The organism is Konateibacter massiliensis, assembly GCF_900184995.1.
GTDB classification, from domain to species: Bacteria; Bacillota; Clostridia; order Lachnospirales; family Lachnospiraceae; genus Lachnotalea; species Lachnotalea massiliensis.
The window spans coordinates 186,792-211,031 of sequence record NZ_LT860098.1 but is presented as its reverse complement, the minus strand read 5'-3'; the positions used below and the strand labels follow the sequence as shown (position 1 = coordinate 211,031).

The 24,240-nt window shown below is 42.3% G+C and carries 20 protein-coding genes; 18 read left to right on the top strand and 2 right to left on the bottom strand.

All coding sequences use genetic code 11. From position 1 onward, the window contains the following. Nucleotides 1–210 precede the first annotated feature (210 nt). From CTY48_RS02345 to CTY48_RS02295, 11 genes are all read left to right on the top strand, one after another. Complete coding sequence (locus tag CTY48_RS02345; RefSeq protein ID WP_099466910.1) at nucleotides 211–2,751, top strand: ABC transporter substrate binding protein; 2,541 nt, start codon at nucleotides 211–213, stop codon at nucleotides 2,749–2,751. A gap of 18 nt (nucleotides 2,752–2,769) precedes the next feature. Continuing rightward, nucleotides 2,770–3,930, top strand: coding sequence for a PucR family transcriptional regulator (locus CTY48_RS02340; protein ID WP_099466909.1), 1,161 nt, complete (start codon nucleotides 2,770–2,772; stop codon nucleotides 3,928–3,930). Nucleotides 3,931–4,137: 207 nt separating this feature from the next. After that, on the top strand, nucleotides 4,138–5,463 hold the full coding sequence (locus CTY48_RS02335) for an aminotransferase class III-fold pyridoxal phosphate-dependent enzyme (RefSeq protein WP_099466908.1): 1,326 nt from the start codon (nucleotides 4,138–4,140) through the stop codon (nucleotides 5,461–5,463). 52 nt (nucleotides 5,464–5,515) lie between these two features. Next, a complete protein-coding gene (locus tag CTY48_RS02330) occupies nucleotides 5,516–6,667 on the top strand; it encodes an iron-containing alcohol dehydrogenase (protein ID WP_099466907.1) in 1,152 nt (383 codons plus the stop codon). 63 nt (nucleotides 6,668–6,730) lie between these two features. Further along, on the top strand, nucleotides 6,731–7,558 hold the full coding sequence (locus CTY48_RS02325) for an ABC transporter ATP-binding protein (protein WP_099466906.1): 828 nt from the start codon (nucleotides 6,731–6,733) through the stop codon (nucleotides 7,556–7,558). A 2-nt stretch (nucleotides 7,559–7,560) separates the two neighbouring features. Next, nucleotides 7,561–8,376, top strand: coding sequence for an ABC transporter permease (locus CTY48_RS02320; protein WP_099466905.1), 816 nt, complete (start codon nucleotides 7,561–7,563; stop codon nucleotides 8,374–8,376). A gap of 13 nt (nucleotides 8,377–8,389) precedes the next feature. Then, nucleotides 8,390–9,199, top strand: coding sequence for an ABC transporter permease (locus tag CTY48_RS02315; RefSeq protein ID WP_099466904.1), 810 nt, complete (start codon nucleotides 8,390–8,392; stop codon nucleotides 9,197–9,199). A 59-nt stretch (nucleotides 9,200–9,258) separates the two neighbouring features. Next, nucleotides 9,259–10,449: an ABC transporter substrate-binding protein gene (locus CTY48_RS02310; RefSeq protein WP_099466903.1), complete on the top strand. Its 1,191-nt coding sequence runs from the start codon at nucleotides 9,259–9,261 to the stop codon at nucleotides 10,447–10,449. Between the two features lie 98 nt (nucleotides 10,450–10,547). After that, complete coding sequence (gene hydA / locus CTY48_RS02305; protein WP_099466902.1) at nucleotides 10,548–11,915, top strand: dihydropyrimidinase; 1,368 nt, start codon at nucleotides 10,548–10,550, stop codon at nucleotides 11,913–11,915. Between the two features lie 16 nt (nucleotides 11,916–11,931). Next, nucleotides 11,932–13,440, top strand: coding sequence for an NAD-dependent dihydropyrimidine dehydrogenase subunit PreA (preA, locus tag CTY48_RS02300; RefSeq protein WP_099466901.1), 1,509 nt, complete (start codon nucleotides 11,932–11,934; stop codon nucleotides 13,438–13,440). Nucleotides 13,441–13,454: 14 nt separating this feature from the next. Next, entirely contained in the window at nucleotides 13,455–14,681 is a 1,227-nt protein-coding gene (locus tag CTY48_RS02295; RefSeq protein ID WP_099466900.1) for a Zn-dependent hydrolase, read from the top strand. 78 nt (nucleotides 14,682–14,759) lie between these two features. Here CTY48_RS02295 and CTY48_RS02290 read toward each other — a convergent pair whose 3' ends face one another. Beyond that, nucleotides 14,760–17,513 carry a transglycosylase domain-containing protein gene (locus tag CTY48_RS02290; RefSeq protein ID WP_099466899.1) on the bottom strand — a complete coding sequence of 918 codons (2,754 nt, stop codon included), beginning with the start codon at nucleotides 17,511–17,513 and terminating at the stop codon, nucleotides 14,760–14,762. Nucleotides 17,514–17,829: 316 nt separating this feature from the next. Here CTY48_RS02290 and CTY48_RS02285 point away from each other — a divergent pair, with 316 nt between their 5' ends. Next, nucleotides 17,830–18,483: a YigZ family protein gene (locus tag CTY48_RS02285; RefSeq protein ID WP_099466898.1), complete on the top strand. Its 654-nt coding sequence runs from the start codon at nucleotides 17,830–17,832 to the stop codon at nucleotides 18,481–18,483. 85 nt (nucleotides 18,484–18,568) lie between these two features. Here the strand turns inward: CTY48_RS02285 and CTY48_RS02280 are convergent, their stop codons facing one another. After that, complete coding sequence (locus CTY48_RS02280) at nucleotides 18,569–19,456, bottom strand: phosphatase PAP2 family protein (protein WP_099466897.1); 888 nt, start codon at nucleotides 19,454–19,456, stop codon at nucleotides 18,569–18,571. Between the two features lie 253 nt (nucleotides 19,457–19,709). Between CTY48_RS02280 and CTY48_RS02275 the strand changes: the two genes are divergently transcribed. From CTY48_RS02275 to rpsI, 6 genes are all read left to right on the top strand, one after another. Further along, nucleotides 19,710–20,561 (top strand): energy-coupling factor transporter ATPase, encoded by an 852-nt coding sequence (locus CTY48_RS02275; protein WP_099466896.1) that lies wholly within the window; start codon nucleotides 19,710–19,712, stop codon nucleotides 20,559–20,561. Then, nucleotides 20,546–21,400: an energy-coupling factor transporter ATPase gene (locus CTY48_RS02270; RefSeq protein ID WP_099466895.1), complete on the top strand. Its 855-nt coding sequence runs from the start codon at nucleotides 20,546–20,548 to the stop codon at nucleotides 21,398–21,400. Before CTY48_RS02275 ends, CTY48_RS02270 begins: the two co-directional genes overlap by 16 nt. 23 nt (nucleotides 21,401–21,423) lie before the next feature. Continuing rightward, complete coding sequence (locus CTY48_RS02265) at nucleotides 21,424–22,224, top strand: energy-coupling factor transporter transmembrane component T family protein (RefSeq protein WP_099466894.1); 801 nt, start codon at nucleotides 21,424–21,426, stop codon at nucleotides 22,222–22,224. Nucleotides 22,225–22,371: 147 nt separating this feature from the next. Further along, nucleotides 22,372–23,109 carry a tRNA pseudouridine(38-40) synthase TruA gene (truA, locus tag CTY48_RS02260; protein WP_099466893.1) on the top strand — a complete coding sequence of 246 codons (738 nt, stop codon included), beginning with the start codon at nucleotides 22,372–22,374 and terminating at the stop codon, nucleotides 23,107–23,109. Nucleotides 23,110–23,289: 180 nt separating this feature from the next. After that, nucleotides 23,290–23,718, top strand: a complete 429-nt coding sequence (rplM, locus tag CTY48_RS02255) for a 50S ribosomal protein L13 (protein ID WP_099466892.1) — start codon at nucleotides 23,290–23,292, stop codon at nucleotides 23,716–23,718. A gap of 26 nt (nucleotides 23,719–23,744) precedes the next feature. Further along, a complete protein-coding gene (gene rpsI, locus CTY48_RS02250) occupies nucleotides 23,745–24,134 on the top strand; it encodes a 30S ribosomal protein S9 (protein WP_099466891.1) in 390 nt (129 codons plus the stop codon). Nucleotides 24,135–24,240 lie beyond the last annotated feature (106 nt).

The following is a 24,240-nucleotide window of genomic DNA, read 5'->3' as shown; positions in this document are numbered from 1 at the left end:
AAGGGGATTAAAGCACATTTTGCCTTATATTCAGTCTTGAGAAAATATAAAAATAAAATGAAAGATAATATAAAATTTTTAGGTGTATTTTTAGGAAAAAAATGGTATAATTTATATATTCTCAATATTTGTGGGGGAAAACAAATAGGAGTATAAATTTATGATATGCTTTAGGGGGGCAATTGAATAGACTACAAAGGAGGAGGTTTCATGAGAAACTATCTTTTTGTTCTTATCATATTGACGATATGGTTTCTGTCTCCATGCCAGCAGCAAGTTCAGGCAGCAGATTTGGAAAGCAAAAATATTCTTATATTAAATTCATACCACAGTGGATTTCAATGGACAGATGATCAAACTGAGGGTATGCTAAATTCTTTGTCAAAATCAGATGCAAAATACAACATTTCAATTGAATATATGGATTGGAAGCGTTATCCCACGCAAACTAATCTGGATAATGTATACAAGAGCTTGAAGGACAAGTATGCATCCCAGACTACAGATATTATTTTATGTACGGATGATGCGGCTTTTTCGTTTGCCCTGAAATATCGCAGTGAAATTTTTTCCGATGCGCCGATTGTGTTCAGCGGTGTTAATTCAACAGGTGCCAGCACGCTTGCCGCAGGAGAAACAAATTATACAGGGACACTTGAGATAATGGAGCCGGAGAAGGCAATAAGAACGGCACTTGTGATAAACCCTGATATAAAAGATATTTACTTGATTTACGATAACACGGAGAGCGGCATTTCAACGGGGGAGCTGTGTATTAAGGCGGCAAATAGCATTGATTCCTCCTTAAACGTCATTTCACTGAATCAGGAAAGCAGTGTGGACATTCTTTCGCGGCTTTCTGCAATAGATAAAAACAGCATGATACTTATGACGACCTATTTTATGGACACAGACGGACATTCAATCAACCATGAGATGTTTTGTGAAAAACTAAGTGCGGTTTCACCCGTACCGGTTTACCATTTGTACGATTTCGGATTGGGTCATGGAATCTTCGGCGGTTATATGACCTCCGGAATTACGCAGGGCTGGCAGTCAGGGGAGTTGGCACTTCAAATTTTAAATGGAAAAGATGTCAATTCAATTCCTATTTTGCAAGAGGAAATATCCGATTTTACATATGATTATCAGGTTATGAAAAAATATCAGATTTCCGAAAAATTATTGCCGGAGAAAACTCAGGTTATAAACGAACCATTTTCTTTTTTTGAAGAATATCGCACTTTAGTGCTTGGTGTCCTTTTTGTTTTTCTGCTTCTTGTTGTTTTTACAATCATTCTTCTGTTTTATATCAGAAAAATTAATCATATGAAAAAGAAGCTTCAGGAGAAAAATGAGGAGCTGACGGCACTATATGAAGAGCTGTCTGCAACCGAGGAGGAACTGAGGGCTAATGTAGAAAGTATTACGGTGGCACATGAGCAGCTAGGAAAATACAGTGACAGACTGGAGTATCTAGCATATCACGATGTGTTGACAGGGCTTTATAACCGCCTGTATTTATACAAAGATATTGATGTAAAGCTGCAAGAAACTTCTGAAATGGGAGCTTTATATTTTGTAGATTTAGATAACTTTAAGTTTGTAAATGACGCATTGGGACACAATATTGGTGATATATTATTAAATGAGATAGGCGTCAGGCTTTCGAAGCTTGCAAGCGAAACAGTTAAGTTGGTAAGGCTTGAAGGAGATGAATTTGTACTTATTTTGTGTAAGGCGAGAGATCGAGAGGAAATACGGGAGCTTGCCGATAAAATAGTAGACAGTTTTTCTCATCCGTTTAATATAGTTGGGAACCAGCTTACCATTGGCGGAAGTATTGGTATTGCTGTTTTTCCGGAGAACGGAAAGAATGTGGACGAGCTGCTTCGAAATGCAGATATGGCGATGTATCAAGTGAAAAGTAATGGAAAGAACAGCTATTCCTTCTTCAATACCCAGCTAAAAGAAAAAATAATGGAGAGAATTGCAATAGAGAATAATTTGAAATCGGCATTGAAAAAAGGTGAATTCCAGCTTCATTACCAACCGCAGATTAATATCATAACCGACACAATTGATGGATTTGAAGCATTGCTTCGATGGAACAACGAGGTAATGGGTATGGTTTCTCCGCTCAAATTTATTCCTGTTGCAGAGGAGACGGGATTTATCACGGTGCTCGGAGAGTGGATTTTACAGACGGCATGTGATACTATTGTGGATATGAATCGGAGAGTGGGAAAGAGTTTTAACATATCCGTCAACATATCAGTCACACAGCTGGTGCAGGATAATTTTATCAGCATAGTAGAAAACGTATTGGGCAAGACGGGACTTTCACCGGAGCTTTTGGAGCTGGAAATCACGGAGTCAGTTATTATGGAATCGCCGGAACTTGTTACAGAGAAAATCAGGCAGCTTCGAATGCTTGGAATTAAGATAGCGATTGACGACTTTGGAACAGGCTATTCCTCTCTTTCTTATTTGCGAAAGATACCAATTACAACCTTAAAGATTGATAAGATGTTTGTGGATGATATCGCGAATGTTTTGGTAACGACGGAGGTAACAGACGCAATTATTGATCTGGGGCATAAAATGAATTTGACCATTGTAGCCGAGGGAGTGGAAACACAGACACAGCTTGACTATCTGAAAGAAAATGGCTGTGATAAAATTCAAGGTTTCTTTTATTCGAAACCTTTGCCGATTGCGGCATTGGAGGAGTTTATAGCACGATACTAGAAAAAGAAGGACATCAGAATGGCTATTATTGTAAAAAAATTAGTAAAAAATGCATCATTTTTATATAAGATGGAATTAATTGCCGGAAGAAATGGGCTGAATAATCTGGTTCAATGGGTGCATATCATTGAAGATGACGAGGTCAGCTCCTTTTTGCATGGTTATGAGCTTGTATTTACCGCCGGAATTTTAAACAAATCAGAGGATTGGCTTCTTAATTTTGCCAAGAACCTAAATGCATCAGGAGCCAGTGCCTTTGTGGTCAATCTTGGTCCCTACACAAAAGAAATCCCGAAGGAGGTAGCGGCATATTGCGACGAGGTAAATATGCCGCTGTTTACCATACCTTGGGAAACCCGTATGGTGGATATGACGAGAGATTTCTGCCGTCGAATTATGATGAATGACAACGTGGAAAACAGTATGGCGACGACCATAAAAAATATCATTTTTAATATCGGCGATTTGGAGTCCCAAATATTGCAGATGGAGCGCTACGGCTATAAAAGAAGCGATCGTTTCTGCTTTATCAGTCTTTGTCTGGAGGAAGAGGATAGCGGCATAGGCGAAGACTATCTGGAGGAACTTGGTACGAATGCAGAAAAGATAGCGAGAAAAATAAGAGAGCTGTTTATCTCCTTTACCTATAAGGAAAATCTGGTATTCGTTCTTGTGGATTACTTGGACGAGGAGATTGAAGAGTTTGTAAGGGAGTTTTTGGAGCTTGTGAAAAGAGGAAAGGACATCTCTAAGCTCTTTATGGGAATCAGCTCAAACCGCCCTGGCATCTACAAACAGGAGCATAATTTTGAGAAATCAATTGCCGCAATGGAGATGGCAAGGCGACAGAAGGAGCCAGTTTTATTCTATGACCATCTAAGTGTGTATAAGATTTTATATGCCGTGAACGACAAGTCTGTCCTACGGAATTTTTATAATGACACAATCGGTCTTCTGGAAAAATACGACAGAGAGAACGAGACTGATTTGATGTCGCTGTTAAAGACTTATTTGGAGAATAACGGAAGTCTTCAGCTTGTATCTGAGAAAATGTACATTCACCGGAATACGGTGACAAATCAATTAAAAAAGATTGAGAAAATTACAGGCTACAACCCTCTTGAGCTAGAGGATAAGGTAAAATTATATTTGGGATTTTATATACAGGATATTATTTGACAGGTTGGAAGTCCTAAAGTTGCAGGGTGAAAGTAGATGTGCAACTGCACAATCATATTTGTTCAGTTGCCGATTGCAAATGCAATACGGATATGGTTATAATACTAACATGTTAAAAATCATAAGCAACACAAAGCAGCGACGGAGCTAAAAAGCTATCCGTGCGCTGCTTTTTTTATATCATTAGGAAAATAGGAGGTAATCAGAATGAATGGAGAAGAAATAAAAAGCACATTAAAGGAATATAATTTACAATCATGGAGCAAGCAGAAGGGATTAAATCCAATTTCTATAGAGAAGGCGGAAGGAATTTACTTTTGGGATTATGAAGGAAACCGCTATACCGATATGTCATCTCAGCTTGTCAATATGAACCTTGGTTTTGGCAATACGGCAATCAATGAGGCAATCAAGAAGCAGGTGGATCAGTTTTGTTTTGTAGGTCCTTCCTACGGAGCAGAATCAAGAGCCACACTTGCGAAAAAGATTATTGATTTGATGCCTGACAATATGGGAAAAGTATTTTTTACAAATGCGGGTGCTGAAGCAAACGAAAATGCGGTAAAAATTGCAAGGCTTTTCACCGGAAAAAATAAGGTATTCAGCCGATACAGAAGTTACCATGGATCCTCCTTCGGAGCAGGAAGTCTGACAGGAGAGCCGAGAAGATATGCGTTAGAACCGGGTGTTCCGGGGTTTGTAAAATTTTTTGACCCTTATGTTTATCGTGAGGCAGTGGATTTTGAGACCGAGGAGGCGGCGACAAAGTATTATTTGACAAAGTTGGAAGAACAAATTCAATACGAAGGACCAAATAATATCGCAGCAATTGTGCAGGAGACCATTACAGGCTCCAATGGAGTATTGATACCGCCGAAGGGATATATGCCGGGTGTGCGGGCTCTCTGCGACAAATATGGTATTTTGATGATTTGTGATGAAGTCATGACAGGATGGTGTCGTACAGGCAAGATGTTCGCCTTTGAACATTTTGATATCAAGCCGGACATCGTTACCTTCGCAAAAGGCGTCACCTGCGGCTATGTACCGCTTGGAGGTGTGGCGGTAAGCAAGGAAATTGCGGCATACTTTGATGATAACCTGCTTTCCTGCGGACTTACCTACAGCGGACACCCGTTATCCTGTGCGGCAGGTGTGGCATGTGTCGATTACTACGAAGAGGCAGAGATTTTAAAGAAGGTAGAGAAAACCGGCAAGGTGCTTGGCGAGAAGCTGGAGGAGATGAAGGAGGCATATAAGTGTGTCGGCGATGTGCGTTACATCGGTCTATTTTCTGCAATTGAGCTTGTAAAGAGCAAAGAAACCAAGGAAGCAATTGTTCCATACGGAAAAGATCCGGATGGAATTATGGGAAAAATAGTGGGACTTCTGAAGGAAAGACGATTTATGACTTACACCCATGAAAATATAATTTTGGTTGCGCCGCCTCTTATTATCACAGAGGAACAGCTTACGGAAGAGCTCGCAAAGCTCGAAGAGGTTCTTTCTATTGTAGACAAAGAGTTCTTATAAGTTTATAATAGTTCGAAAAGCTGTGAATGATGAAAGGAAGAAGAGGTGTAGTATGGCAATTCAATTTATGTTACCGGGACGGACAATATTAGGAGAAAATGCTTTGGAAAGCAGTGAAGATGCTGTCAAAGCTTTGGGAACAAAGGCATTTATCGTGACCGGAAAAAATGTAACCCGCATGGGAACTGTGACAATCCTTACGGATTATCTCACCAAATGGAATATTGATTATGAAATCTTTAACGACATTACAGGGGAACCGACAGACAAAATGATTGAAGCGGGTGTGGAAGCATATCAGGAATCCCAAAGTGATTTTCTTATTGCAATCGGAGGCGGAAGCCCTCTTGACAGTGCAAAGGCGATTGCCGCAATGACGGTTTTGGAGGGAGATATCGCAGACTACATGGGAGTTGAGATTAAAGGGAAATTTCCACCTATGGTGTTGATACCAACTACAGCCGGAACCGGATCTGAGACGACGAAATTTACAATTATCACCGATACAAAGAAGGGTGTCAAAATGCTTTTAAAGGGAGATGATTTGCTTCCGAAGGTTGCAATTATCGACCCGCAGTTTTCTCTTACGGCACCGAAAAATATCACGGCGGCAACAGGGATGGATGCTTTAACCCACGCGGTGGAATCCTACACCTCCAGAAAGGCAAATACACTGACTGATTTGTATGCACTGTCGGCAATCAAACGGATTTTTACCTATCTGCCTCTTGCTTATAAGGATGGGACAAATAAGAAAGCGAGAGAGGAAATGTCCATTGCGGCGTTTGAAGCAGGTGTCTGTATCAACAATGCGTCGGTAACTTTAGTTCATGGAATGAGCAGACCAATCGGAGCATTATTTCATGTACCGCACGGAATTTCCAACGCAATGCTGATTACCGAATGTCTCTCTTACGTGGCGGATGGCTGTTATGATAAATTTGCACGGATGGCAAAGGTAATCGGGGCGGCAGAGCAGAACAGCCAGGATGAAGAAGCGGCAAAGGCATTTTTTGAAGCATTGAAAGAGTTATGCAGGCAGTGTGAAATTCCTAACCTTTTGGAATATGGCATCAAAAAGGAGGACTTTGAGTCGGTTATCGATAAGATGTCGGCAGACGCTATGGCAAGCGGGAGTCCTTCCAATACGATAAAAGAAATTACCAAAGAGGATTTAGTAACGATATATAAAAAATTGTATTAATGATACTTACAAGGGCGTAAGGCGAAGGCTTTACGCCCTTGTTGTATGCAAAGGAGGCTTCACATGAGAAATTTGGAAATAATGGAAGAAGAATTTAAAGAAAGAGACCACTCCCTTCCAAGGGAAACGGAAATCATCATAGAAAATTTAAGCGTTAAGTTCCCGGATAAAAACGGAGGAGAGCCAATCGTAGCACTCTCGAATGTTAATTTAGAAATCAAGCAGGGAGAATTTATTTCACTCTTAGGACCATCCGGCTGCGGAAAGACGACACTTCTTAGGACCATCGCAGATTTGCAGGAAAAAACGTCGGGAAGTATATCGGTCAGAGGACAGTCACCGAGGGACATCCGATTACAAAAGAAATATGGCATCGTATTCCAGTCGCCTGTTTTGTACGAATGGAGGAGTGTGAGAAGAAATGTATGTATGCCGATGGAGCTTCTCGGCATGCCGAAGAAGGACCGCACAGTCAGAGTAACCAAAATGCTTGAGCTCGTAGGCCTAATGGAATTTGGGGAGAAGTATCCTCATGAGCTGAGCGGTGGTATGCAGCAGAGAGTAAATATAGCAAGAGCACTGGCAATCCGCCCTGAAATTCTTTTGATGGATGAGCCGTTTTCCGCTCTGGATGAATTTACAAAGGAAAAGCTTCATGAAGATGTGCTTCGCATCTGGCAGAAAACAAATAAAACGATATTGTTTGTGACACATAATATTCAGGAGGCAGTTTATCTGTCAGACCGTGTGGTCGTGCTTTCACCGCATCCCGGACGTGTATCGGCGATTGTGGATATAGACCTTCCAAGGCCCCGACCGATTGAGATGAAGGAAACGCAGGAATTCAATGCTTTGGTGTCAAAGGTAAGAAACAGCTTTGAGGGGGTATGATTATGAACCGAATAAAAGAGGCACTTTCCTCGAAATATATGGTAACACTTGTGTGGGTAATCGGACTTATCATTGTCTGGGAACTTGGAGCAACAGCCATTGAACAGACCAAGCGTTCGCCGGAAAATGTATTACCGCATCTGTCACAGATTGTACAGTCTGTTTTTACGGATAATAAGGTAAACGGAAGCCAGACGGCATTTCAAATGGTAATTAGCAATGCGGGAATTACGTTGTATCGTGCAGGAATTGGATTTGTCATCGGAGCGGGACTTGGATTTTTGCTGGCACTGCTTATGAATTTATTTTTGCCGGTTGAAAAAATATTATTTCCGTATTTGATGATGATACAGATGATACCGATTCTAGGTATGGCACCGATTGTGCTTGCAATCACAAAGGATATTAATAAGAGCCGGATTATCATTGCTGCAATCCTTACCTTTTACCCTGTAGCGACAAACACGCTTGCGGGTTTCAAATCCATTGCCAAGGAGAAGCATGAGCTGATGTATTCCCTGGCGGCAAGCAAATATGAGATTTACAGAAAGCTCTTGATACCGTCGTCCCTGCCTTACTTTTTTACAGGCTTAAAAATATCGGCTCCTATGGCAATCACAGCAGCTATTCTGGTAGATACCCTACAGGGCGGAGCAGGGCTTGGAACGGCACTTTCCCAATCACTAAAGCATGCTACTACGATTTATATTTTCTGGCAGATTGTATTTTTAAGTGCCATCATCGGTATTTTAAGCTTTTATCTGATGGTTTTATTGGAGCATGCGGTGTCACCTTATAAGAGAAAAAAGAAAAGATAGGAGGAAGACGGATATGAAGAAAAAAATAAAATTCAGATGGAGCTGGCAGTCTGTCTCCACAATTTTATATCCGGTGGTATTTGGAATTATCCTTCTGCTTCTCTGGCAGACACAGATACTGCATAAGCTGCTTGGAACGGACACCTTTACGCTGCCGCTCCCCGGAAGAATTGTAAATATTATTCTGGATAATGAGGCTTCCGTTATGAGAAACGTAAACGCTACACTAATCGTGGCAGTCGGAGGACTTTTGTGCGGTTCAGTATTTGGCTATCTGCTTGGTGTGATTGCAACGGTATTTCCAAAGTGGGGTGCAGGAGGACTTAGCATTGCCTCTGCAATCAGCGCAATTCCGATTATAGCGATTGCCCCGATACTGAACAATCTGACAAAGGATTTCAGCGATGACGCCAATATCAGAAGCATGCTTGCCAAGACAATTGTTGTAATGATTACGTGCACGGTATCCATGAGTATCAATGCCTACAGAGGACTAAATGAATTAAAGCCGTTTTCGCTGGATTTGATGAGAAGCTATGCCGCAAGCAAATGGACGGTTTTTATGAAGCTTCGCATCCCAAACAGTGTACCTTATATATTTATTGCTTTGAGAGTCAGCGTTCCGGCAAGCATTATCAGTGCTTTAGTCAGTGAATACTTTGCAGAATATATTATCGGCGTCGGAAGACAAATCAGGGAAAATATCGTGCTTGCGCAATATTCGACCGCATGGGCATACATAGTAGTTGCCTGCGCAATGGGAATTTTAATGTACGGAATTTTATTAGTGACAGAAGGTATTGTGCTGAAGGGAAGAAAATAATTTTTTCAGCTTAATATATAGAAGCTATTTTAAATCATTTATTTAAGGAGGAATTTATTATGAGAAAATTAAGAGACAAATTTACTGCATCAGTTGTAATTGCCGCAATTACAATGCTGACGTTAGCAGGATGCTCAAGCTCTTCGAAAACAACAGCAGAGAGCACAACAGAGACAACAAAGACAGTCGAGGCGACAGACAGCAGTTCCACCGATGCGTCAGGCACAGATACGGCATCAAGCACCGGAGCATATTTCGATGCAGATATGAGCGCAGAAGATATTATAAAGCAGGCGGCGCTTGAAGGAAAGGTCGGAAACTGGGGACTTGGCAATGAGTATGAGGTGCAGGCACTTTTAACAAAATACAACCAGAAAACCGATTTTTTAAGTCAGGCATTTGATATGGACGGCTTTGATGATGACTCAATCCTCTTGGCTTCTGCCATGACCTACAATGAGCTTGGCTTGGTAAAGAATGACTATGACGGCGGCTATGGCTACGGCGATACGGTAAAATACATTGATATGAATGATGAAGGCGTAGCAATGCTGGAAGACAATATTTTTACGACAAAGGAATTTGCAGAGGCAAATCCGAATACGGTAAAGGCATTTATCTATGCATCTATGAAGGGTTGGGAATATGCATGTGCAAACCCGGAGGAAGCAGCAGAAATCGTATTTAACGCAGGCTCCTCCGTATCCAGTGAGCACCAGCTTTATATGGCAGAGGAAGTAAAGAAACTCGTTGAAACCGACACAAAGGGAAATGCCGTGACGGAATACGGAAAAATGGATGAGGACGCATTGGAGCAGACACTTAATCTGGCAAAAAAATATATCAAGCTTGAGGACAGCGCGGCAGCAGAAAAATTACAGACATTAACCTTAGATGATTTCCGAGATTCTTCTTACTGGACGGAGGCTATGGCGTCAAACGGAGAGCTTGGAACACCGGAGAAAGCAGATGTGTCCATTCAGTTGAAATGGCTGCCGCAGGCACAGTTTATGGGCTATTATGTTGCAGCAGCAAAGGGATATTATGATGAGGTAGGATTGAATGTAACCATCACACCGGGCGGCGGCGATATCGGTGAGACAACTGCTGTAAATTCAGGTCAGGTAGACTTTGGTGTGACGTGGGATGCAAACCTGATTGCTGCAAACGCAGGCGGTATGAATTTGGTAGAGGTAGCACAGGTATATCAGAGATCGGGATTGGTACTTGTCTATAAAATAAATGAATAAGCGTCGTAACAGTACACTTTAATTCATAACAAGTGAAGCGGCTTGTTGGGATATGTGGGTGCGAAATGTACCCCCATATCCGTTAAGGAGGAGACATTATGGATTTATTAATAAAAAACGGAACTATTATTACAGCAAAAGAAACCTTTACAGGTGATATTGCAGTAAGTGACGGAAAAATCATGTGCATCGGCACAAATTTATCCGTTGAAGCAAAGCAGGTAGTGGATGCCACAGGCAAGCTTGTTCTACCGGGGGCGATTGATGCTCATACCCACCTTGCTATGCCGTTTGGAGGAACTGTTTCAGCAGATAATTACCTGGCAGGGACAAGAGCGGCGGCATGCGGCGGTGTCACGACGGTGTTTGATTATCCGATGCAGAGAAAAGGGCACGGTATTGTCGAGACCGTACAGACCAGAAAAGAGATGTGTGACCCAGAAGCTTGTGTCGATTATGCATTTCATTGCTGCATCACAGACTTAAATGAGGGAGCTATTCTGGATGAGTTTGAAGCAGCAGTGGCATATGGGATAACGAGTTTTAAGTGTTTTCTTGTTTACAAAAAGGAAGGAATGATGGTGGATGACGGCACACTCGTCCGTGTGCTGAAAAAAGCAAAGGAAGCAGGAGCTATCACCAATATTCATGCAGAAAATCCTGATGTGATTGACTTAAATATTGAGCAGTTTAAGGCGGAGGGAAAGACCTCTGCTTGGTATCATTATTTAAGCAGACCCGAATATGTCGAGGCAGAGGCAGATAAACGCGCCGTACACTGGGCAAAATCAGTGGATGCACCTCTTTATATTGTACATATGGCAGATAAGGAAGGGCTTGAGGCAGCAATCTCAGCAAAAAGAGAGGGCTATGATATTTTTATTGAGACCTGTCCACAGTATTTAGAGTTTACCTGTGATGTATACAAGAGAGAGGACGGAAGAAACTTTGTATGCTCTCCCCCTATGAAAAATCAGGAAAGTCAGGATGCACTTTGGAAGGCAATCATAGACGGAAGCATTGATACGGTTGCAACAGACCATTGCCCGTTCCAGAGCTATGAGAAGGATTGGGGAAAGGATGATTTTACCAAAATTCCAAATGGATGCGCAGGAGTTGAGAACCTCTATCCTTATATGCTATCCAAGGCAAATGAGGGAAAAATCAGCTTTAACCGTGCTGTGGAGCTATGTGCCACCAATCCTGCAAAAATTTTCGGCTGCGGTCAAAAAGGTTCTTTGACAGTCGGAAAAGATGCGGATATCGTGATATACGATCCTGCTAAGGACGTTACCATCTCGGTAGATAATATGCATTCCGATTATGACCATACGATATGGGAAGGAATAAAGGTACACGGCTATCCGGTACAGACCTATGTAAGAGGAACATTGGTGTATGATGACGGAGAGTTCGTAGGAACTCCGGGATTTGGAGAGTTTGTAAAACGAGAACCAAAAAAATAAGGTTTGGAGTGATAAAATGAGTAAATTATTGTATAAAGAAACTTCGTTATTGGAGGAAGCAGGCGGGTGTCTCCTGTGCAATGAGGCACCTTGCACCAAAGCTTGCCCTCACCAACTTGAAATAGATAAAGTGATACGGTCTTACCGTTTCGAAAATAAAGCAGGGGCAATCAACAGACTGCCGGAAAATCTGCCATGCCAAAGCTGTGAAGGAACACCTTGCCTTACAGCATGTTTAAAGGGTCAGATTAATACTCCGGTTCCGATACCCGAAATGTTTGAAAAGCTTTCTACCTATGAAAAGACGGAAAATAAAACAGAAGAGGTAGATTTATCGATAGAGTTTTGTGGAATTCCCTGTGAAAATCCGTTCTTTTTATCCTCTTCCGTTGTGGGAAGCAACTATGAAATGGTGGCAAAGGCTTTTGATATGGGCTGGGCAGGAGTGGCGTTCAAAACAATCGGAAACTTTGTGCCGGAGGAGGTATCACCAAGATTTACCGCACTGAAAAAGGAAGCACTTCCCTTCGTGGGCTTTAAAAATATTGAGCAGATATCAGACCATACTCTTGAGGAAAACTTGGAGTTTATCAGAGAATTAAAAAGAGATTACCCGACCAAAATATTTGTTGCCTCGATTATGGGGCAGAACGAGGAGGAATGGACTTACCTTGCTAAAGTGGTGACTGAAGCAGGCTCCGACATCATTGAATGTAACTTTTCGTGTCCCCATATGGCGGCAGACGGACTTGGCTCCGACGTCGGGCAAAATCCTGAATTGGTAGCTGCTTACACAAGAGCAGTCAGGCGAGGAAGTGACCTTCCGATTTTGGCAAAAATGACACCGAATATCGGTCATATGGAAATCCCGGCTATTGCTGCAATACAGGCAGGGGCAGATGGCATCGCGGCAATCAATACGATTAAAAGCATTATGAATGTGGATATAGACAGTCTTGTATCCGAACCGCAGGTAATGGGAAAAACAAGTGTTGGAGGCTATTCGGGAAAGGCAGTAAAGCCGATTGCTCTCCGTTTTATCCATGAGATGAAGAAGAATAAGGAGCTTGCAGCCATACCAATCAGTGGAATGGGAGGCATTGAGACGTGGAAGGATACACTTGAATTTATGGCACTTGGCTGTGAAAATATTCAAGTTACAACCTCGGTCATGCAATACGGCTATCGTGTCATTGATGACATGATAGAAGGAATGAAATATTATTTAGCTTCACATGGCTATAAGAGTATAAGTGAGGTTGTCGGGAAGGCATTGGCTCATACCATACCGGCAGAGGAGCTTGACAGAGCTTCCATCTGCTACCCGAAATTTGACCGAAATAAATGTATCGGATGCGGGCGCTGCTATTTATCCTGCTATGACGGAGGACATCAGGCTCTAAGGCAGGACGAAAAGACAAAAAAACCGATTATGAATGCAAGAAAATGTGTAGGATGCCATCTATGTGTTTTGGTATGTCCGGTAGGTGCTGTTGCACCGGGAGTGCGGGTGGCAAAGAGATAAAGGAGGTAACGATTATGGTTCAGTGTAATTATGAAAGAATGGAAGACAAGATTAACACCTTTAGTAAGTTTGGTGATACGGGAAACGGCGGAATTACCCGATTTTCCCTGTCAGAGGAGGCAATTGCGGCGAGAAAAGAATTTACAAGACGCATGGAGGCAATCGGCGCAGATATCGTGACTGACGATATGGCTAATATGTATGCTACGATAAAGGGAACAGAGAATTTGCCGGCCATTCTCTCCGGCTCTCATATGGATTCGGTGCGGCAGGGAGGAAATTATGACGGAATACTCGGTGTTCTGACCGCAATGGAAGTGGCTGAAACAATCGTAAAGGAAAATATTCCACACAGACATCCGATTACTGTGGTGGTATGGACGAATGAGGAGGGAGCAAGATTTGAACCGGCCATGATGTCATCAGGAGTCATATGCGGTAAGTTTGACAAAGCCGTCATGCTTGCCTCCGAGGCGAAGGATATTCCGGGCTATACCTTTGGAGAAGCATTGGAACAAAGTGGTTTTAAGGGGGAGGAAGCAAATCGTATGAACCCTGCACAGGCAAAGGCTTTGGTGGAGCTTCACATTGAGCAGGGGCCGGTGCTTGAGGCGGAGGAGATTGATATCGGTGTTGTGGAAGGCGTCTGTGGAATGATAAATTATGAATTTACCTTTACCGGACAGGCGGGGCATGCAGGAACCACACCGATGAAATACAGAAAAGATGCTCTCTATGCAGCAGTAAAAACCATCCAGTATTTGCATGATGAGCTGGATGAACTGGACAGTAAGCTTGTATATACGACAGGAAAAATAGCGGCGCACCCTAACATTCATACGATTATTCCGGATGAAGTAAAATTCACGCTGGATGCCAGACATCAGGATCCGGAGGTGATAAAGCAGGTACTTGCCATTATTCATAAAATTCCAAGCATAGTGGAGCAATGTAAGGTAAAATATGAGGAGGCATGGTCCAGAAAAACAGTTGTATTTACCTCGGAGTTGGTGGATTATGTGGAAAAGAGTGCACAGCAGTGCGGCTATACAAACCGTAGAATATACAGCGGGCCGGGACACGATGCACAGTTTATGATAGATGTCATACCGACTACGATGATTTTTGTACCGAGTGTGGACGGACACAGTCATTGTGAAATTGAATTTACACCGGTTGAAAATTGTTTAAAGGGAGCCAACGTACTTTTAAATACAATATTGCAGATTGACAAGCAATAAGGGTTAAGAAAAGGCTGAAATCCAAATTAGAGGATTTCAGCCTTTTTGTTATATCATAGGAAATTGCTTTACAATTTCTTATGGTGATGAATCCGTAGGCTTCTCAGGCGGACGATTGGAATCGAGAATGGAATTGACTCCGGCATCCCCTGTATTACCGGGACCGGTATCATTTGTACCGTCCTCGCCCTCGGTCGTACCTTCTGTGTCTGTACCTGTCTCTCCTACCGTTTGGTCAGGGTTGACGGTCGGCAGATTATTATAGTAGTAATTCGGGTCCGTGATAACACTTGAAGCGTTGTGAACCGGACACATATTCAGTGTGTAGTCAGCCGGAAGCTCATATGGAGTATCGTCAGTGACGCCCTCGGAGCCTTCAGGACGGATGATATATACCTGATCGGAATTATAGGTTACATCAGGGCAATAAGGACTTGCCGGTAAGCCTGTTAAAGTACAGGTAGCAAGTTTAATATGGGTATCACATACCTCTGTCGGTGCCGTACCCTTTGCAAAGTATTCCGTTATCACCATACTGCCTCGTGGGTCCGCATCGCATAAGCCTGCAACCGCAAGGTCACCTGATTTTTTACAAACAACCGCTGTTTCAATATCGCTTGGTACGGTAAATTGCTTTGGTTCCAAATTCTGATGGATGCGCGACATAACACTCTTCCATAATGTTTTGTGGAATGACGTGCTGCTTGCCATCTTATCATTGGTGTCATAACCGCCCCATACGGTGAAGGTATAATACGGTGTGTAGCCCGCAAACCAAACATCACGGTAATCTGAAGTGGTACCCGTTTTTCCGGCAATTGCCATATTCGAGAAGTTTACCGATTTACCGGTACCAATCTTAACAACGTCCTCCATCGCATTGGTCAATAAAAATGCCGTACTTTCTTTTATTACAGTTGTAGTTGTCGGTGTATTGTCAATCAATACATTTCCGTCGTGGTCCAAAATTTTTGTATAGAATATCGGTTCCGTATAGGTTCCGTGGTTTGCAATTGCAGCGTATGCCGCGGTCAGCTCTAAATTGGTGACACCGGTTGTGATACCGCCAAGTGCAAGAGACTGCGTAATGTCAGTCAAAACCGTGCCGTCTGCCTGCTTTTTGGAGCTTACCAGAGTGGTAAAGCCAAATTTAAGCAGATAATCATAGCCAAGCTGTGGGGTAACATCGGTCAATGTTTTTACCGCCACAATGTTCATAGAGTTTACGATAGCGTCCCTTATTGTGGATAATCCGCGATAGCCTGTGGAGTACCAATTGCTTACCGGTCTGCCGCTTGCATAGTTATAAGGCGCATCATCGTAAACCGTCGCCAAGGTCATGCCAGCCGAATCAAGTGCCGGAGCAAATGCGGAAAGCACCTTGAAGGTGGAGCCGGGCTGACGTGTTGTGTTGGTAGCGCGATTCAGTGTCAGGCTGGCTTCCTTCTCACCGCGGCCGCCGATAATTGCTTTTACGTAGCCTGTCGATTGATCCATCAGGACACCGGAGGCCTGAGGCTGTGGTGTCAGCGTGGAGGATTCGACAATCTCATCTCCCTCGTTCAGAATTGCTTCCTTATAACGCTCTATTTGGGCATTGGCTTCTTCCTCGCTCTTAAATACGGTGCTGTAGCTGATGCCGTCGATTTCCTGAAAATAATCTTTCAGGCTTTCTTCACTGTAATTGGTCACCGTGCCGTCCTTTGCAGTGACGGTTAGGCGATAGGTCAGAGCAACCTCGGTGCCGGTAGGATAATTATCCGAATTGGCAAATTCTTCGTCCAGAATAGCCTGAAGCTCTGAATCCTGTGTGGTATAAATGGATAATCCGCCGCTGTACAAGGCATTGTATGCCTGAGTCTGCGTATAACCCTTTACCTCCTGTAAATCCTGAATTACCTGCTCTGTCAGTTCATCTATAAAGTATGTATAAACAGAAGAGGAAACGATTTCTGTATTTACAGTTTGGATTCTGTCATACACATCATCCGTCAATGCTTCGTCATATTCCTCCTGGGTGATATAGCCCTGCTTCAGCATATTACCAAGAACTTTTTGACGGCGCTCCGCATTGTTCTCCGGGTAGCTGATGGGATTGTAACGGTACGGATTCTGTGTAATTGCGGCAATAACCGTACATTCTGATAAGGTTAAATCAGAAACATCTTTATTAAAATAACGCAGGGAGGCAGCCTGTACACCCAACGTATTTTGTCCGAGATTGATTGCATTTAAATAGTTTTCTAAAATTGCTTCCTTTGTCATGGATTTCTCAAGCTTAATTGCAAGATATTGTTCCTGTATTTTTCGCTTGAATTTATCAGCAAGAGACTTTTCCTCCGTCCATCCCTCAAAAACATTGTTCTTCAATAGCTGTTGTGTGATCGTACTGGCGCCTTCCGAAAACTTGCCGCTCGTGAGAGCCACAACACCAGCGCGGACAATACCTTGCATATCAATACCATTATGTTCCCAAAAACGCTCATCTTCAATTGCAACAAATGCATTTTGTAAATTCTTTGGAATTTCGTCAATTGATTTTGAAACTCTGTTTGAGCCGGTTGCAACAAGCTTTGTGATTTCATTGCCGTCCTTATCATAGACAGAGGTTGAATATTTCTTAGGAGTTACATCATAAGTAGATATTTCAGGTGCACTGTCAATTACGCCTTTGACGATTCCTAAAACTGCGCAGCTGCCAATAACAGCGACAGCTAGGAAACAAGCAATAAAAGTCTTGAATATCGTGACAGACAGTTTTTTTCCAAAACGTGCTGACTTAGAAACCAAGGCTTTCTGCTTATCAGAAGCTCCTTTTTTTCCGTAATTCATGCATATGCCTCCTTTATCCCTCCTATTATAACAAATAACTTACTCTAAATAAAGGAAAATTTGTTACCGTTTCGCTAGGCAAAATATTTATACGATTCAAAACGGTAATGTTTTAGACTTTATTTTATAAGCATGGTCAAGGTTTAGAAAATTTATACAATACGCAAAGAAAATTGTCAGGGACAACAGATGTAGGAGACCTTGTAAGTTACGGCAAATACAGTTATAATTATGAGTATAGTATAAATTACATACACCGCTTATTGTAAAAGCAAGCTTAGAAGAATAAAGTAAACATAATGAGGAGAAATACAAGATGGAGTATTATAAAGCCGTATATGAAGGCGGGGAGGGTGAAATTCAGGAGAAAAAGTCCAGATTCATTGCTACGGTGTTTCCAATTCAGTCGGAGGAGGAAGCAATCACCCATATTGAATCAACAAAGAAAAAATATTGGGACGCAAGGCATAACTGCTTTGCCTATGTCCTCGGAACCAATCAGGAGATACAAAGGTGCAGCGATGACGGTGAACCAAGCCAGACAGCAGGAAAGCCGATTCTGGACGTTCTGCTTGGAGAGGGACTGCGAAACACGCTCGTTGTCGTGACAAGGTATTTTGGAGGAACCCTTCTTGGAACGGGAGGGCTCGTGCGCGCCTATTTCGGTGCCACGCAGGAAGGCTTGAGAAACAGTGTGATAGCGGAGAAATATTATGCGGTAAAGCTTGCAATCGGAACTGACTATAATGGAGTCGGGAAAATCCAATACCTGCTCGGACAAAGGCAGATAACCATCTTGTCCAGTGAATACACGGATGTAGTGAAAATTACAGCACTTGTACCGATAAAGGAGACAGAAGGTCTGAGAAACGAGATAATAGAAGCTACCAACGGAAAAGCAGAGCTCGAGGAGGCAGGAACACTCTATTTTGCGAAGATTAATGGGGAAGTCATTTGTTTTGAGGAGTAAAAAATGGGGCATATCAGATCATGATATGCCCCACTTATGTATGACAAGTAAAGTGGTTTGCAAAGTTATTTTATATAAAAAATGGCTATACCTGCTTCTTATTAAATAGCTTGACAATCAAGACAGGATACAATATCATAATCCAACAAACTAAGATAAAGTAGCGAATGGTATCGGCAGTCAGACTTGTTCCGAGCAGCATTTTTAAGCCGGATTTCAGCAGGATGGCAACAAGAAGCCCAAGCCCAAGCTTTACCACTTGCAGAAACGGGCTGCCACTTTTTTCATTGAAGTTAATGTAGCGCGATTCCACATACCAGCCAAGCGCGAAGCCAAGTCCGGCACCTGCCGCCTTGAAGCAATCGTGAAACTGTGTAATATCAGCATTCGGAAGATTTTTCAGTATCAGGCTGTAAACTAAAACGGCAAAAGAAAATACGGCAAGGAAAACAGCCACCTTTTTATAATCACAGACAGTCACATCAATCACCTTGTTTACAAGAAGTACGATAAACAGGGAGAGAAACATTGCAGTGAGCACGTCCTTTGGCGTATGGTACCCTAAGTACATACGGGAAAAGGCAACGCCGGTCATGAGAAATAAAGGAATAATTCTCAGCCATATTTTTTTAGAAAGAAGAGCGCACGAGCCAAACAGCGCAGAGCTGCTCTGTGTATGCCCGCTGGGGAAGGAATAGCCGGTGGCAGAAGCAATCTTTGTATCAACCGGCTGAAAGCTGGGATCTATCACCCAAGGGCGCGGAATACAGAAGGTCAGCTTCAATGCCTGTACGGTCAGACCGCTGGCAAAATAGGCAATACAAATCTTTTTTGCAAGTTTTTTATCGTAACACCAATATAAAAGGCATATGATTGAGATGGCGAATACCTCCTCGCCCAAAACGGTAAAGGCACTGAAAAATGAAGTAAGCCAAGGGGTGCGGTATTCCGCTAATAGTCTTAAAAATTCCATATCTATATTCTCCTGAAAAGTAGTTATTATTATGATTATGTTACAGTTGGGGCATATGGCTTTGCTGTAACAATATTATACCTGTAGCTGGATAAGATTTCAAGAAAGTATTGCAGTTGACAAGGAAAAGGATTACAATTATAGTTACTGTGGAGCCCTTGACTCCACAGTAACTATAATTGTACAGTATGCACAGAAATACTGCATTGAATTTATTAAAATAACTATAAATATGCGCACTTGAGGTAATTAAATGGGAATTATTAAATCAAAAAATTTGGTATTTGAATATATAAGGCGCGATGAAGAGGGAAACGTAGAGTCTATTAATCGTGCCGTGGATGAAGTAAATGTCGACATTAAAGCAGGAGATTTTGTGGCGATACTCGGGCATAACGGTTCAGGAAAGTCTACTCTTGCAAAGCATATGAATGCAATTCTTCGTCCGACGGAGGGTGACCTATGGATTGACGGATATGATGCTAAGGACATGGACCGTTTGTGGGATATTCGAAAAACAGCAGGCATGGTTTTTCAAAATCCTGACAATCAGATAATCGGAACGGTAGTGGAGGAAGATGTCGGCTTCGGACCGGAGAACATCGGCGTGCCGACTCCGGAGATCTGGGAGCGCGTGGAAAAGGGCTTAAAGGCGGTAAACATGTTAAAATACCGCGAGCATTCTCCGAATAAATTATCGGGCGGACAAAAGCAGAGAGTTGCAATCGCAGGAATTGTAGCGATGCGTCCGAAATGTATCGTGTTGGACGAGCCTACTGCCATGCTTGATCCAAACGGAAGAAAGGAAGTCATTGAGACCATAACGAGACTCAACAAGGAGGAGGGAGTTACGGTCATTCTGATTACCCATTATATGGAAGAAGTTATTAACGCGGACAAGGTTTACATCATGGACAAAGGAAGCGTTGTGATGGAGGGAACCCCAAGAGAGGTATTTTCCAGAGTTGCGGATTTGAAAAGATATCGTCTGGATGTGCCGCAGGTGACATTGCTTTCAGAGGAATTGAAGCAGGCAGGACTTGACTTACCGGAAGGTATTCTCACAATAGATGAGTTGGTGGATAAATTATGTCAATTATATTAGATAAAGTAAATTATATATATGGAAGCGGAACTGCATATGAGATGCAGGCGTTAAAGGATATCAATCTGGTTATTGAGGACGGACAGTTCATCGGCATTATCGGGCATACGGGCTCCGGTAAATCTACGCTTATTCAGCACCTAAACGGCCTGATGCAGGCTACGGCGGGAAGCATTTACTATAACGGCGAGGACATCAGTGAGAAGGGATTTAACAAGAAGAACTTGAGAAGTAAGGTTGGACTTGTGTTCCAATATCCGGAGCACCAGCTTTTTGAGGTAAACGTGTTTGAAGACGTGTGCTTTGGACCGAGAAACTTAGGGCTGTCAGAAAAGGAAGCACAGCTTCGCGCTTTTGAGGCGCTTAAAATGGTTGGCTTTGATGAAAATTTATTTTATCAGTCCCCGTTTGAACTGTCAGGCGGACAAAAGAGGAGAGTTGCAATCGCAGGCGTGCTTGCCATGAAACCGGATATTCTTATCCTGGATGAGCCGACGGCGGGACTTGACCCGAAAGGCAGAGATGAGATTTTAGACCAAATCAAGAAGCTTCATGAAACAACGAATATGACGGTCATTTTGGTTTCTCACAGCATGGAGGACGTTGCAAAATATGTGGAGCGGCTTATTGTGATGAACCAAGGACAGATTATGTATGATGACACGCCGAAAGAGGTGTTTAAGCATTATCTGGAACTGGAAGAAATGGGACTTGCCGCACCGCAGGTTACTTATATTATGAACCGCTTAAAAGAAAAAGGGATTTTGGTCAGCACCACGGCAACGACAATCGAGGAAGCAAAAGAGGAGATACTTCGGGTATTTCGTGAGAAAAATTAGTTTGCTTTATTTAGGAGGCAAAGATGATAAGAGACATAACAATCGGACAATACTACCCCAAGGATTCCGTAATTCACAGGCTGGACCCAAGGACAAAGCTGGTGGGAACCTTGGCCTACATTATATCCTTATTTGTTTTTCATAACTTAGTGGGATATTTGATCGTGACATTATTTTTGGCAGGTGTGATAGCTGCCTCCAAGGTTCCTTTCCGTTTTATCGTAAAAGGTTTGAAGGCAATTATTATGCTGTTGATGATAACGGTGCTGTTTAATTTATTTTTGACGCCCGGTGAAGCCTTAGTCCAATACGGTATTTTTAAAATTACAAAGGAAGGGCTTAAAATTGCTGTATTTATGGCAATCAGACTGATTTATTTAATTATCGGCTCTTCGATGATGACACTGACAACAACGCCAAATCAGCTTACAGATGGCTTAGAAAGCCTTTTGGGACCGCTGAAGCGCATCAAGGTTCCGGTTCATGAAATTGCAATGATGATGTCGATTGCGCTTCGCTTTATCCCTATTTTATTGGAAGAAACGGATAAAATCATGAAGGCACAGATTGCAAGAGGCGCTGATTTTGAGAGCGGAAATCTAATTAAGAAGGCAAAAAGCCTTGTTCCCCTCCTTGTTCCGTTGTTTATATCTGCTTTTCGCCGTGCAAATGATTTGGCGATGGCGATGGAGGCAAGGTGCTACAGCGGCGGAGAAGGAAGAACAAAGATGAAACCGCTTTTATACCAGATGAGAGATTATCGCGCCTATGTTGTTTTGATGCTGTATTTTATTGCTATTATCGGTTTTGAGTGGCTGATATAGAAATATAACAGTTTAGCCATGCCATTCATAATGTGCCAGATATACAAATGATTATACCAAATATCCTTAGAGTGCAAGCACTCACGGTTATTTTGCATAATCATTTCTGCAAAGCTGAACTGTTACAAAAAATGATCGAGGTTTAAAATGAAACGAGTTAAAATGATTGTGGCATATGAGGGCACAAATTACTGTGGCTTTCAAGTTCAGCCCAATGGCATAACGATAGAGGAAGTATTAAATAAAAAGCTTACAGAGCTTTTGAATGAAAATATTAAGGTGATTGGTGCGAGCAGGACAGATTCGGGTGTGCATGCACTTGGAAATGTAGTTGTGTTTGACAGCAGCACAAGGATTCCCGGGGAGAAAATCTCCTTTGCATTAAACTGCATGTTACCGGAGGATATCCGTATACAGGGCTCCTGCGAGGTGGCTTCTGATTTTCACCCGCGCTATTGCAAGACGAGAAAGACGTATGAATACAGGATTGTAAACCGCACTTTCCCCATTCCCACACTTCGAAATCTCACTCACTTTGAGCATTATCCGATGGATGTGGAGCGGATGAGGGAGGCAGCCAAATATCTTGTCGGAGAGCATGATTTCAAGAGCTTCGCCACGGCAAAATTGCAGGTAGAATCGACGGTAAGAGAAATTTATTCCCTCACGGTGGAAGAGGAGGGAGAAATGATTGTCATTCGGGTAACGGGAAATGGCTTCCTATATAATATGGTAAGAATTATTTCCGGCACACTGATGGAAATCGGTAAGAAGCAACTGGATGCGAGCATTGTATCCTCCATTTTGGAAGGATGCGACAGAAGCCTTGCAGGGCCGACTGCTCCGGCGAAGGGACTTACTCTGGTAGAGATTGAGTATCTATAAAAAAACAAAAAACTGTGGTGAAAAAAAGTGAAAAAAGCGTTGACATCCCATATTTGATATAGTAGAATAAGTAGATGTGACATAACGTAAAAATGTCTTACCTGCCCCGGGAGACTTTTTATAAATATTAAATTAAAATTAAAAAAAGCAATATTGTTTATTATTTAAGGAGGTTTACCGATGAATAGTTATATGGCTAGTCCAGATAAGATTGAAAGAAAATGGTATGTAGTTGATGCTACGGACTGTACGTTAGGACGTTTATCATCAGAAGTTGCGAAAGTTTTAAGAGGAAAAAATAAACCAATTTTTACACCTCATGTTGATACAGGCGATTATGTAATCGTAATTAATGCAGAAAAAATCAAAGTGACCGGTAAAAAAATGGATCAGAAGATTTACTATCACCATTCTGATTATGTAGGTGGAATGAAAGAGACCACTTTAAAAGAAATGTTAGCAAAGAAGCCAGAAAGAGTTGTTGAACTTGCTGTTAAAGGCATGCTTCCAAAGGGACCTTTGGGAAGAACAATGTACAAGAAGCTTCACGTATGCGCAGGCGCAGAGCACGGACATGAGGCTCAGAAGCCAGAAGTATTAACATTTTAATTACAGGTTGAAAGGAGGAAATAAAATTGGCTAATAAGTTATATGGAACAGGTAGAAGAAAGAAAAGTATTGCTAGAGTATATTTAGTACCAGGAACTGGTAAAATTACAATAAATAAAAGAGATATTAATGAATATTTCGGACTTGAAACATTAAAGGTTATCGTTCGTCAGCCGTTGGTTGCAACAGAGACAGTTGAGAAGTATGACATACTTGTAAATGTTCACGGAGGTGGATACACAGGTCAGGCTGGTGCTGTTAGACACGGTATCGCAAGAGCGTTACTTCATGTAGACAGCGAGTTCCGTCCGATACTCAAGAAAGCTGGATATTTAACAAGAGATCCAAGAATGAAAGAAAGAAAGAAGTATGGTCTCAAATCAGCGAGACGTGCTCCTCAGTTTTCAAAGAGATAGGCAGTTATCTGCGATCAAAACGTATATCAAAGCCCCGGAATGCCTGCATTCAAGGGGCTTTTGTTATGCGCTTTGATTCATTGGAATGCAAGAAATGACCGAGATG